At 39.4% G+C, this 13,139-nt stretch carries 12 protein-coding genes; 7 read left to right on the forward strand and 5 right to left on the reverse strand.

Annotated elements, in window-relative coordinates:
• Positions 1 to 3 precede the first annotated feature (3 nt).
• From BUA96_RS08295 to nirB, 4 genes are all read right to left on the reverse strand, one after another.
• Positions 4 to 1,803, reverse strand: coding sequence for a sensor histidine kinase (locus BUA96_RS08295; RefSeq protein ID WP_072982179.1), 1,800 nt, complete (start codon positions 1,801 to 1,803; stop codon positions 4 to 6).
• A gap of 7 nt (positions 1,804 to 1,810) precedes the next feature.
• Entirely contained in the window at positions 1,811 to 2,389 is a 579-nt protein-coding gene (locus BUA96_RS08300) for a DUF4202 domain-containing protein (RefSeq protein ID WP_072982181.1), read from the reverse strand.
• A gap of 11 nt (positions 2,390 to 2,400) precedes the next feature.
• A complete protein-coding gene (gene nirD, locus BUA96_RS08305) occupies positions 2,401 to 2,778 on the reverse strand; it encodes a nitrite reductase small subunit NirD (RefSeq protein ID WP_072982182.1) in 378 nt (125 codons plus the stop codon).
• 77 nt (positions 2,779 to 2,855) lie between these two features.
• On the reverse strand, positions 2,856 to 5,366 hold the full coding sequence (gene nirB / locus BUA96_RS08310) for a nitrite reductase large subunit NirB (RefSeq protein ID WP_072982184.1): 2,511 nt from the start codon (positions 5,364 to 5,366) through the stop codon (positions 2,856 to 2,858).
• Positions 5,367 to 5,750: 384 nt separating this feature from the next.
• On the opposite strand from nirB, the gene dapB reads away from it, so the two are divergent.
• On the forward strand, positions 5,751 to 6,551 hold the full coding sequence (gene dapB, locus BUA96_RS08315) for a 4-hydroxy-tetrahydrodipicolinate reductase (RefSeq protein WP_084673103.1): 801 nt from the start codon (positions 5,751 to 5,753) through the stop codon (positions 6,549 to 6,551).
• Positions 6,552 to 6,721: 170 nt separating this feature from the next.
• On the opposite strand, the gene BUA96_RS08320 is transcribed toward dapB, so the two are convergent.
• The gene (locus tag BUA96_RS08320) at positions 6,722 to 9,031 is read right to left on the reverse strand and encodes an FdhF/YdeP family oxidoreductase (RefSeq protein WP_072982188.1); all 2,310 of its coding nucleotides are present in this window, start codon (positions 9,029 to 9,031) and stop codon (positions 6,722 to 6,724) included.
• 195 nt (positions 9,032 to 9,226) lie between these two features.
• Between BUA96_RS08320 and BUA96_RS08325 the strand changes: the two genes are divergently transcribed.
• The 6 genes from BUA96_RS08325 to BUA96_RS08350 are packed head-to-tail and all read left to right on the forward strand — an operon-like array spanning position 9,227 to position 13,104.
• A complete protein-coding gene (locus tag BUA96_RS08325; protein WP_072982190.1) occupies positions 9,227 to 10,405 on the forward strand; it encodes a molybdopterin molybdotransferase MoeA in 1,179 nt (392 codons plus the stop codon).
• Positions 10,406 to 10,409: 4 nt separating this feature from the next.
• A complete protein-coding gene (locus tag BUA96_RS08330; RefSeq protein WP_072982191.1) occupies positions 10,410 to 10,754 on the forward strand; it encodes a winged helix-turn-helix domain-containing protein in 345 nt (114 codons plus the stop codon).
• Between the two features lie 37 nt (positions 10,755 to 10,791).
• Positions 10,792 to 11,370, forward strand: a complete 579-nt coding sequence (gene mobA / locus BUA96_RS08335) for a molybdenum cofactor guanylyltransferase (RefSeq protein ID WP_072982193.1) — start codon at positions 10,792 to 10,794, stop codon at positions 11,368 to 11,370.
• A complete protein-coding gene (locus BUA96_RS08340) occupies positions 11,371 to 11,610 on the forward strand; it encodes a MoaD/ThiS family protein (RefSeq protein WP_072982195.1) in 240 nt (79 codons plus the stop codon). It begins immediately after the preceding gene.
• A 9-nt stretch (positions 11,611 to 11,619) separates the two neighbouring features.
• The gene (locus BUA96_RS08345) at positions 11,620 to 12,669 is read left to right on the forward strand and encodes a ThiF family adenylyltransferase (protein WP_072982197.1); all 1,050 of its coding nucleotides are present in this window, start codon (positions 11,620 to 11,622) and stop codon (positions 12,667 to 12,669) included.
• 6 nt (positions 12,670 to 12,675) lie between these two features.
• Positions 12,676 to 13,104 carry a molybdenum cofactor biosynthesis protein MoaE gene (locus BUA96_RS08350; RefSeq protein ID WP_072982198.1) on the forward strand — a complete coding sequence of 143 codons (429 nt, stop codon included), beginning with the start codon at positions 12,676 to 12,678 and terminating at the stop codon, positions 13,102 to 13,104.
• Positions 13,105 to 13,139: the final 35 nt, after the last annotated feature.

Here is a 13,139-nt window from a genome sequence, read left to right on the forward strand (position 1 = left end):
GGGTCAATCAATAGGAATATTTAGTGTAATGCGGGTTCCTTTTCCAACTTCCGAATTTACAAAAAGTCTCCCATTTATATAGTTCATACGTTCGCGCATAAATGTCATTCCCATACCGCCATCTCCACGTTTAGTTTGTTGGGCTTGCTCAATATCAAAGCCATCGCCATCGTCTTCAATGGTCAGACTTAGAAGATGCTCGGTATGTCTAATTCTTACTAAAATACTCGTAGAATTTGCATATTTAATAGCATTATTTACAGCTTCTTGCGTAATACGATACGTATTGATTTCCACAAGGGAATCTAACCTTTGATAGAAACCCGTCGTGTTATTTAGAGTGATTTGTTTCCCCGTTAAACCGGTTAATTCTTTAGCCAGTTTGATCAATGCAGGCACTAAACCGTGATCTGTTAATTCTGGTGGGGTTAAATTGAAAGTGGCGGTACGTATGCCTTTTATAATATCTAAAGAGAGTACTTTAAGGTGATCTATTTTAGTCTGCGCTTTGTCACGATCCTTGAGGTTGATGCTCTCTAAAGTAAATTTTAGTCCGGTCAGCATTTGACCAATGCCGTCGTGTAGATCTTGCGCAATCCTATTTTGTTCTTGTTCCTGGTTTTCTATTATTTGTCTTGAGACATTTTTCTGCCTGCTTATGCGCTCTTCAAAATTGGCTTTAGTTAACCGCTCTATTTCCTCGTGCGCTTCTTTTCTTTTAGTAATATCTAAAAGAATTATTAGAAGTTCGTTGCTACTTTTTTCCTTTTGAAACGGTAATAACGACATCTCTAAATACAACTCATCACCTTCTGGCGATCTGCCTTTAACCTCACCTTGCCATCCAGTTTTTTTATGTTCAGTGAGAATCTTTTCTAAATTTTGTTGCTCGAGTTCTACATTTGAGATCACCGAAGCAAACTTTGTATTCTCTTGTACTGAATTCAGCTTAAACATTTTTTTAAATTGTTCTCCTGCCTGAAGGAGTACACCGCTAGTATCGGTGCGTACAAAAAGTAATGTTTTATCCATTGCTTGGTTTAAGGCTCGAGATTCCCAAAGCAATTTTTCTTTTGACTCTGTAAGCGCATCGGCATCTTTTGCCATTTTTAAAGCTTTACGCTCTGCATTAATAAGTTCTAGCATTCCGTTACGAACAACTTTTGCTGTAGGCCAGAAAATAAAGATAAATTCGCCCAATAAAATCAAAAGTGTAAGACAAGCAAGTAGCGTTTCTAGCGTACGAAGGCGATCAATTTTTGCAGCTGCTTCGAGTTCATACTGATCTACAATTTGATCCATCAATTTTAAAAACGCTCCCTCGTTTTTCTGAATCGTTTGTATCGCTGAGTCCATCTCTGCGTTGGATTGACTCGTATTTTGAGATGGTCTAATTAGGGTGGATGAAGCATCTAGAATTTGGTTAAAAAACGGATTGATTTTCTCATAAAGTTTGGCAATAGTATCTGAAGCGATATGCGGAATTTGTAAGGAATCGCTGCCTTGCTGAAGCGCTTTGTGACTCACATACCATAGATTACGGGTTTGAGCCAAACTATCTTGAAGAGCACGCAACGCAAATTTAGAATCCGGATATTTAAGTTGAATGGCTTCTTTTGTAAGCTTTTGGCTTAACATACGCTGCCGCCCGGCAATATTGATCACTCTACTGTCAGTAGCCTGATCATCTAAAAAATTCTGTACTAAAAACTGACTTACGAAAACCGAGACTGCGATGAGGCTCAAAGCAATTATGTAGAGGCGGCGTAATTTTACAAAGGTTTTTTGATCTAACGATGCCATAATTACATTAAGCAAGTGCTTTACCCACCAGATCTAATGTGGTTGCACTTAGTGGGAGTTTAAGCGCTGCTTGCTGGCCTTTCTCAGACATTTTTGCCCAAGTTTTCTGAACAATATCAATGACTTTATCTGTCTCGTGCTTGGCTGCAAAATCTTCAAAATAATAGCTTAAAAATACCAAACAAATTACATCTTCTAAGGTTTGAGATTCCTGATCTTTTTTAATGCGCTTTTTCTTAATTAGAAACTGAACCCGATCTATAAATTCCTTCTCAAAGTCTAAAGATTCTAAAAGATCCCCAGTCACTTGTGCATGCATTTTTTTTAATTCTTCACGCCATTTTAAATAGCCTACGCGGGTCATTGGATAATCTTCCCGAGGGCTTTTCCAGCGGCAAATATGTTGAGCTCTGGCCGCAACTTGCAAAGGCTCACTAGCATCTGGCTCAAATGCAAATAAATGTTGCGTCATACGTTGCGAATACAACAATTCTTTAGGGACTTCTTGATCACCATCTTTTTCAAGATTAGGATCTTGTGCATTTAAAGCATCTATTTTCTGTATCGCTTGCTCGAGTTTTGTCATGGTTTAGGTTATTAATCCTCAAAACCAATATACACCATTTCATTTTGAATTTTTACCGGATAGACCGCAATTTTAAAATTTTCCCCGTTTAGATTTGAACCATTTTCAAGCGAAAAGGTCTTTTTGTGCAATGGGCACGCTACTTTGGGAATACCATCTAGATCACCGATCATCCCTCTTGAAAGCACCATTTCCATTTTATGAGGGCACAAGTTCTGACAGGCATACCACGACTGGGTAAGACTGAAATTATACACTGCGATCTGTTTATTTTTATGTTTAATGCACGCCCCACCATTCTGCGGAAAATCGGATTGGTGACCAACTTGTACCCAAGTTCTGGCCCCTTCCAGTGTTACACTTTTATACGTATTGAGTAATTCTTCCATAAGTGATTTTTTAAAATTACCTGTTGAATATGCTTTTATTTGAAACTTCTATTGTGGTATGAAAAATTCTGCCAGTTTTAGGAGGCCCAAGGTTTTGGCATTTTTTGATCCCTCAACGCAACAAACTCAATATTATCATCTGTATCGTCAGAGTTTACAAAATGCTTAAATCGGCTTGCCATTTCGGGGTTTTCAATAGCTTGTTTCCATTCGCATTCGTATCTATTTACCAAACCTTGCATTTCTTGCTCAAGGTCATCGGCGATCCCAAGGCTATCTTCAATAATTACCTTTTTGAGATACTCAATTCCCCCATCCAGTTTTTCAAGCCAAGGAGCGGTACGAACTAGCGGCCCCGCAGTACGTATGTAATACATCAAAAAGCGATCTAAGTATTTAACGCAGGTTGCGTCATCTAATTTTTCAGCAAGAAGAATAGCGTGTTTAGGTGTGGCGCCACCGTTTCCACATACATATAAATTCCATCCTCCATCTACCGCGATCAATCCAAAATCCTTTCCTCGGGCTTCTGCACACTCTCGTATACAACCTGATACGCCACCCTTCAGTTTATGTGGAGAGCGTAAACCGCGGTACCTGTTTTCAATTTCAATAGCAAAAGAAACTGACTCGTGCATACCGTAACGACACCAAGTAGACCCTACACAACTCTTAACGGTACGCAAGGATTTTCCGTAGGCGTGACCACTTTCAAATCCTGCATCTATGAGCGCTTTCCAGATCAACGGTAATTCGTGCAATTGTGCTCCAAATAAGTCTATGCGTTGCCCGCCTGTGATCTTGGTGTACAGATCATACTGTTTTGCTATTTCACCTAAAACTATAAGTTTTTCAGGCGTGATCTCACCTCCCGGAACTCTAGGTACCACTGAGTAGGTACCATTTCGCTGAATATTGGCGAGAAATCGGTCATTAGAATCCTGTATAGCCGGTTGCTTGTTAGCAGTTTCCATATAAATGCTCGAAAAAACAGAAGCCAGTACCGGCTTACAAATTTCACAACCGCATCCTTTTCCTATTTTCTGAAGTGCTTCTTCAAAAGTTGTGATCTTCTTTACTTTGACCAGATCGTAAAGCTCCTGCCGGCTGAATTCAAAATGTTCACACACCGTATCTTTTATTTCTTTTCCTAAAGATTTAAGGGTCTCGTTTACCAGATCAGTCACCATAGGTTTACAACCACCACAACCGGTAGTGGCTTTAGTACAACTCACAATATCTTTATATCCCGAGCAGCTTCCATCTTCAAGACTTTTACAAATTGCTCCTTTAGAAACGCTTTCGCAAGAACATATTTGAGCAGAATCTGGTAAATCAAGTACACTGCCTAGGATATTGTCTCCACCTCGAGAACCTAAGATTAAATCTTCAGGATTTTCCGGAATTTTCATCACGTTATAATAGATCTGAAATAAACTGTTGTAATCTGAAGAATCACCAACGAGAATACCGCCGTACAAGCGCGAACCATCACGGGCTACGTTAATACGTTTATAAATGCCACTGTGTTTGTTTTCATAAGTAATGGCGACAATCTCATCATTTTCTACAAAGGGATCTCCAAAACTTGCAACCTCTGTACCTATCAGTTTAAGTTGGGTAGACATATCTATGGATGCAACCATACATTTATCGCCACCAGTAATCTGCTGTACTGCCACATCTGCCATCTCATAGCCTGGTGCAACCAAGCCGTAAATTCCTTCGTTATACAGCGCAACTTCTCCTATTGCATAAACGGTTTCAACCGAAGTTTGCATTTTCTCATTTACATAAATACCTCCGCGCGCTCCTACTTGTATGCCAGAGTTACGCGCCAGTTCATCCCGAGGTCTGATACCAGCGGAAATGATAAGCATATCTACATCTAAATGCGTATCATCAGTAAAATCCATTCGCGAAATACAATCCTCACCTGCAATAAGATCAGTAGCTTTACTTAGATGAATACCTATCCCCAGACTTTCTATTTTTGCTTGAAGCATATCGCTTGCTTGCTGATCAAGCTGTCTTGGCATTAATCGTGGGGCAAATTCTACAACATGTGCATTTAAGCCTAATTCTTTAGCGGCGTTCGCTGCTTCTAAACCTAGCAGGCCACCACCAAGAACGGCTGCATTCTTTTTACCGGCTGCTTTAAGCTTAGTGGCATAAGCCTTCATAGCATCAAGGTCTTCAATGGTGCGGTAAACAAAAACACCTTGCTTATCAGCTCCCTTTATAGGAGGAACAAACGGAGAAGACCCAGTGGCTAAGACCAAATAATCATAAGCATATTGGCTTTCTTTATGAGTAGTGATCGTTTGTGCATCTATATCAATAGCGATCACTAATTCTGAAGTGCGCAGGTTAATGTTTTTAGAGGCATACCACCCTGAAGGTGCTAACAAAAGTTCATCTGCAGATTTATCAGAGAAATACTCACTTAGATGAACGCGGTCATAAGCAGGTCTAGATTCTTCACCAAAAACGGTGACCTCATAAGCCTCAAAATCGGGATGCTGACTGAGTTTTTCACAGAATTTATACCCAACCATCCCATTACCAACTACAATTATTTTTTTCATATGCTACGTATTTATAAAATCAAATATAAGTATTTATACTTAATAAAATAATTATAATACGTAAATAATTAAAAATATATGTTTTGGAATTTGTTTATATAAATCACAGTGTAACCAATAATCTTTCATTGAAATAGCCAACGCTGGCTCACGAATTACTCTATATTATAAAGTATATTAAATAGGATTTGACTTTAGACGCGCACTCCTTCCCTAACCAGAATTGTTAATTAATCACAATAACGTAACCGGTTACATTTAAATAGAATACTTTTACGTAACTAGTTACATAAACTAAATGCTAGCTATTCTAACTAGTTATTTTTAAAGACAACTCTATTATTTAGAGAAAAAAAGATGTGTTAAACTTTAATTTCAATCATTATGATCAAAGTATTTATAGCAGGAGGAACGGGATGGGCAGGTGCTGCTTTGTGCAAAGGCGTTTTTAATCACCCAAATATGCAATTAGTTGGTGCATTATCACGCACGCATAAAGGTGAAGACCTTGCACAAATTCTACAAATAGATTCAGAACCCATACCCATTTATGAAAATATTGAAATTGCTTTAGATAAAGTCGATTTTGACATTTTTGTAGAATATACCAAACCCAATAGTGCTAAAAACAACATTTTAAAAGCAACAGAAAAAGGTAAAAATGTCATCGTCGGAACCTCTGGTTTAACTGATGCAGATTACGCTGATATTGAAAAAGCTGCAAACAGGTTTAACACCTCTGTCCTAGCGGTTGGGAACTTTGCTTTGACTGTGGTGCTCCTTCAAAAATTCTCAGAAATGGCAGCTAAGTATATTCCTAATTTTGAAATTATAGATTATACTCACGAAGATAAGATTGATGCCCCAAGCGGAACAGCAAGAGAGCTTGCATATCGCCTATCAAATGTTCAGAAACCCAATAAATATGTTACCGAGGATGAATTGATGGGTGATCAAGCAAGTCGTGGTGCAAATCTTAACGATGTTCAAGTTCATTCAGTTAGGCTTCCGGGTCACGTTATTTCTATTGAAACAATTTTTGGCCTAAAAGACGAGAAATTATCCATAAGGCATGATTCTGGTGCGAGCGCTGAACCTTATGTAAAAGGCGGACTTTTGGCTATTGAGAAAGTTGGTACTTTCAAAGGTTTAAAAAGAGGACTTGATTCTATAATGGAATTTTGAGAATTGATGTTTAAGCATGGAGATAATGTTGAAGGTCTATTCAGATGTATTAGATTAATTTAAAGATGGCAAATCATCAATAGTATCATTTGCACAACTTAACTGAATTCATATGAATAGACCACAAGCTCCACGCGTGTTGTATTGCTTCGGTGAGTACACCCATACTCTTAATTACTCAAATCAATCCGTTTTACAATCCTTACTTTAACTGATTTACTTATTGGGGTGTTGCTGCGATCTGCATAATGATTGTAAGGTACAAGCACATTGGTTTCAGGGAAATAGGCCGCTACATTGCCTTTGGGTATTTCATAAGGTATGACCAGAAATTTATGTGCTGTGCGCACTACCCCGTCATAACTGCTCGTAAGATCTACAACATCCAGTTTTTGTAAACCTTGCGCTTTCATATCTTCTTTATTAATAAAGACTACTCGACGCTCATTATAAACACCGCGATAACGATCATCAAGACCATAAATCGTGGTATTAAACTGATCGTGAGAACGTATAGTCATCAACATAAGTTCATCATTATCAAGTTGATGTTCTGGTAATTTATTGACCGTGAGTTGCGCTTTCCCTTCCGGAAGCATACTAAAGTCTAGGTTGCGTACATTATTGGGTAAATAGTATCCGTGTCCTTCAGAGCGTTTTGAAGTTTCTTCAAAGCCTTTAGCCACTTTATCTATATACTCGCGAATCAAATCATAATCTTGACTTAGCCGCTTCCAGTCTAACGGATGAGAGTCAAAATAAGCGTCAGCAAGTTCGGCGATGATTTGAGGTTCACTTCGCAAGTTTCCGGCTACGGGTTTTAAAACCCCTTTAGATTGACTCACTTTTCCCATACTATTTTCTACAGTGAAGTAGCGCTTGGTATCCCCATTCATATCCTTTTCAGACCTACCCAATGTTGGTAAAATGAGCGCAGTTTTACCGGTGACAAGATGTGAGCGATTGAGTTTAGTACTTATCTGTACCGTTAGATCACATTGCTCAATAGCTTCGGCGGTATACTTAGTATCAGAAGCAGCCATTAAAAAATTTCCGCCTAAACAGAAAAATGCTTTCGCTTTGCCTTCGTGCATCGCTTGTATGGATTCTACGACATCCCAGCCTTTTTCTGTAGGTGGTTCAAACGCCATATGCTTCCGTATGCGTTCGTTCATCGCTTCATCTACAAAATGCTGAATCCCCACACTTCGATCTCCTTGCACATTACTGTGGCCACGTACGGGACACGTTCCGGCGCCGGGTTTACCAAGAGCACCTTTCAATAATAGAAGATTGACAAATTCACGTATATTCTCAACTCCGTTTTTGTGTTGCGTCAGCCCCATTGCCCAGCACACAATAATTTTTTTAGCATTACGCAGCATCGCAACCGCTTTGTTGATCGAAGCTTCACTTACCCCGCATCTATTTAAAAGATCTTGCTCGTCATATTGATCAAGATCCAGCATCAAAGCTTTATAGCCCAAAGTATATTTCTCAATAAACGCGTGATCAAAAACCAAATGATCAATACCATCAAGAACTGCCAGCTTCTTTAAGATGAGTTTCATCAACGGAATATCTTGATTGATCTGAACCGGTAAATGCAAATCGGCCATTTGAACTCCGCTCCCAATAGTTCCGCTCAAGTGTTGCGGATTTTTAAAATTCACTAATCCGGATTCCTCTAAAGGGTTTATGCTGATTACTTTTCCGCCATTGTTTTTACACTTTTCTAATGCTGACATCATTCTGGGGTGATTCGTTCCCGGATTTTGCCCGGCGATCAGGATCACTTCTGCTTCATAAAGATCTTCTAGTACGGTGGACCCCTTCCCTATTCCCAGCGTTTCGCCGAGCGCAACACCGCTAGATTCGTGGCACATATTTGAACAATCGGGTAAATTATTAGTGCCAAAAGCTCGCGCGAAGGTTCCGTATAAAAAAGCAGCCTCGTTACTAGAACGCCCAGAGGTGTAAAAGATCGCTTCATCTGGCGAATGCAATTCCTTTAAATGGGTTGCTATAAGTTGGTACGCTTCTTCCCAAGTAATCGGTTCATAATGCGTGCTATCTGGTTTTAAAACCATGGGTTCTGTAAGTCTACCAAATTTATTCAGTTCGTAATCTGAAAGTTGAGACAACTCTCCCACGCTCCATTTTTTGAACAAATTAGTATCTGCCTTAGCCAAAGTAGCTTCATCAGCAAGTGCTTTTGCACCATTCTCGCAATATTCTGCAACAGGAGATCTATTTTCTGGATCAGGCCAGGCGCAACTGGGGCAGTCAAAGCCATCTTTCTGATTCATTTTGAGCAGAGCGCCCATAGAGCGCAACACACCCATCTCTTTAAAACCGTGTTTGAGAGCCTCTTTTACGCCTAACATTCCGGCGGCATCACGTACGGGATCACCGAGTTTTATGTTTGTAAATTCTTCGATTCCGGTGATAGACACCCCTCTGTTTACAGGCTTTGACATAATATTTCTAAATTTTTATGCTGAATGATTTCAGAAAACAATTTAGCCATTATAGTCACAGCGCGCTATTAAGGAAAAACTAAATAAAAGTCAGAATTCTTGAGAAGCTCCTAAAAGCCTGTTAACTAAAAGGCGAAATTATTGATGTATGAAATAGATTTCGTTATATTCGCTAAAACATAACGCTTTTTAAAAATGATTTCAGTTGCTCAGGCTCAAAAAATAGTTATAGAAAAGGCTAGCCTTTTACCAAGGACTTTAGTACCTGTATCTAAAAGTCGCCAGCGCTATTTAACTGAAGCGATAAGTGCGCCTATATCATTACCACCGTTCCGGCAGTCTGCAATGGACGGTTACGCATTTATTTATGAGGAAGGAATCACTTCGTTGACTTTGGCCGGTAAAGTTCAAGCCGGTGCTACAAAAGTCCCCCAATTAAAAAAAGGGGAAGCCATTCGCATTTTTACAGGAGCTCCTGTACCTGATGCTGCAAATACTGTAATTATACAGGAACACACACAGTTTGAAGATCAAATATTACACCTGCAAAAACTGCCAGCCAAAGGAGCTAACATAAGACCGGTGGGCGAACAAGTAACTGAAGGAGTAAAAGTATTAGAGCAAGGACATGCTATTAATGAAGCAAGCATAGGATTTTTAGCAGGTTTAGGCATCACAGAAGTTTCAGTTTATAGTTTGCCTAAAGTAGCTGTCCTGATGACAGGAGACGAGTTGCAAGAACCCGGAACGCCACTAGAACCCAATCAAATTTATGAAAGCAATGGCATTATGCTGAAAAATGCTTTAGCTCGTTTGGGGATTATTGAAGTCACTCTTGTTAAAGCAAAAGATACTTTTGAAGAAACTAAAAATAGTATAGCACAAGCTTTAGAAACTCACGATGTACTCTTAGTGTCCGGTGGGATTTCAGTAGGAGATTATGATTTTGTACAAGAGGCATTAAAAGCAAATTCGGTTACAGAACATTTTTATAAGGTCAATCAAAAACCAGGAAAACCGTTGTGGTTTGGTACCAAAGATTCTAAATCAGTTTTTGGGTTGCCAGGTAATCCGGCATCTAGTCTGACCGCATTTTACGTCTATGTTTTACCGCACTTAAGAGCGCGTATGGGAAGCCTATCGCCTTTTTTACCTACGCGTAAAGCCAGATTAACAGAAGCTGTAAAAAATCCTATTGGTAAAACCCTGTTTTTGAAAGCCGGGGTAACAGATGATACCATTACACCTTACACCGGTCAGGCAAGTTCGATGCTGAATACTTATGCTTTAAGCAACGCACTTCTAGTGGTTGAAGAAGACCAAGAGATGCTAGAAAAAGGCCAGCAGGTAGGTTATATTGATTTAAACTTTTAGGACGATGCAGATAAAAAGTAGAGTTTGGATTGAGGATGAAGGCAGTGTTTTTTTAGGCTATGGTCGCATTGAACTTTTAAAAAAAGTTCAAGAAACGCAATCTATAAGTGCTGCCGCCAGAGCGATGAAGATGTCTTATAAAAAAGCTTGGGGGCTCATCAATGCGATGAATTCTACTGCAAAACATCCACTTGTGGTGACCAATACCGGTGGAAAATCTGGCGGTGGAACTTATTTAACCGATTATGGAAAAGAAATGATCGTAGAATTTGAACAATTAAATGCTGCCTGCGAAGAATTTTTAAATGAGAAATTCAAAGAAGTAAACTATCTGGGGGCAAGCCTTTAGAGTATCCGTTGGGACGACACTCGAATAAAAAAAATAGATGACTGAATCTTCTGCACATAACATTCCGGTTTATATTCTTTGCGGCGGAAAAAGCTCAAGAATGGGTCGTGACAAAGGTTTAGCCATGCTTCAAGAAAAGCATTTTATAGATCATATAATCAGCGGAATAAATGAGGTTTCTAAAGAAATAGTTTTTGTCACACAAAACTCGGAGTATAGCCGTTTTGGGCTTCCCATTGTAAATGATCATTATATAGATAAAGGTCCGTTAGGTGGTATTCACGCGGCGCTAAAACACACAAATCAGGAGCGTATTTTGATCTTGAGTTGTGACATTCCGCTTTTAGATGCATCAGTTCTTAAACGTTTAATTGCTGAAAAGAAAACAGCAGATATCATATTTGCCGAAACAGCGACCAACTGGCATCCGCTTATAGGGATTTACAGTAAAAGAATACTTAAAAATCTGGAAGCGCATTTAGAGAAGGATCAGTTAAGATTATTTGATTTTATCAAAACGAACAATTACAGAGCCCTTAATTTTACAGCGGAGCGGGCTTTTACGAATATCAATACGCCTGAGGTTTTAGCGCGTGTTGAACAAGAATTAAATTGAATGGAAGTTACACTTAAATATTTTGGACAATTAGTAGATGTTCTGGGTACACACGAAGAAACACGCGGTATTGAGCAACATACTTCGGCCGCGCTTTTAGATCATCTAAAAAAAAATAATGCGATAGGTCATATTCCATTTCAGCTGGCGATCAATCAAAAACTCATTGATCAGGATGAAAATGTGACGCTAAAAGAAGGAGATGTTATTGCATTGCTTCCACCCTATGCCGGAGGTTAAAATAAAATTATGAATCACTATCAACGTCAAATCATATTACCTCAAGTTGGGGAACAGGGCCAGCAGAAAATTGCTGAAGCACGAGTGCTCGTGATTGGAGCCGGTGGTTTAGGCTGCGCTCTTCTGCCCTATCTCGCTGCTGCGGGTGTTGGGCATCTGGGCATTGTTGATGGCGATCGTATTGAAGAAAGTAACCTGCACCGCCAAATTTTGTACACCCCAGAACATTTGGGTGCATTTAAGGTTGAGCAAGCAAAACAAGTGCTTCAAAAGCAACAACCTCAATGTACTATCACCAGCTACCCGGAGTATTTAAGTGGGAAAAACGCACTAGAATTATTTGATCACTACAATATTATAGTCGATGCTACAGATCGCATTGATGTGCGCTATCTCATAAATGATGCTGCAATACTCACTTCAAAACCCGTAGTGTACGGAAGCATTCACCGTTTTGAAGGTCAGGTTTCGGTATTCAATTATAATGACGGTCCAACCTATCGCTGTTTATTTCCAAAGGCAGTTGAAGTACCGAGCTGTGCCGAAGCCGGCGTTTTAGGAACAAGCGTGGGAATTATCGGTATGCTGCAAGCCGCAGAAGTGATGAAAATCATTTTGCAAACCGGCAGTATTCTATCTGGAGAATTGCTCGTTTACAATACGTTGACGGCGCACCAAGAGAAATTCAAATTTTCTAAAAAAGAATCTATAGAAATCACTCAAGATTTTTTTGATGAAAACCATAATAAGTCCGAAAACATTCAGGTCAATTTTAAGCAAGAATTTCTAGAGCGCGCTGTATTATTAGATGTTCGCAATCTTGAGGAGCAACCCAGAATCAAGCATCCTTCAGTTTTAGAAATTCCGCTTTCAGAGTTGTCGCAAAACAAGGCATCGTTCAAACCCGAACAAAACTATTATGTTTTTTGCCAAAGCGGTCGACGAGCGCTACAAGCCGTTAACTATTTAAAGGAAAATCACATCAATAACACAAAGCCTCTGGCAGAAAATGCTACGCAACTTAAAAATCTCGTTACATCAGTAACGATCATAAAGTAAAAGATTATGAAAAAAGTATTTATAGAAGGTCCCATCAGTAGTGAATTTATTGGCGATGCTATCGCTAAACATCAATCTAAGACCAGCATTGGTGCACACAATATCTTTTTAGGTCAGGTGCGTGCAGATGCGGTAGATGGCAAAAATGTTGCCGCTATTGAATACACCTGCTATGAAGAACTGGCAAACACCAAGCTACACGAAATTCGTGAGGCTGCTTTTGAAAAATTCGATCTGATCTGTATGCATATTTACCACAGTCTGGGAACAATAAAAGCCGGTGAAATCTGCTTTTTTGTTTTTGTTTCTGCGGTGCGCAGAAAAGAAGTTTATGCCGCTACCGAATGGCTGGTAAACCAAGTGAAAGAACACACTCCAATCTTCGGAAAAGAGATTTTTGAAGATGAAACCCATCAATGGAAAGTCAATAGTTAATCTTAAATCTTTCCATCACAAATTCTGAAATCACC

This window comes from Leeuwenhoekiella palythoae, from assembly GCF_900130045.1.
Classification (GTDB): Bacteria; Bacteroidota; Bacteroidia; order Flavobacteriales; family Flavobacteriaceae; genus Leeuwenhoekiella; species Leeuwenhoekiella palythoae.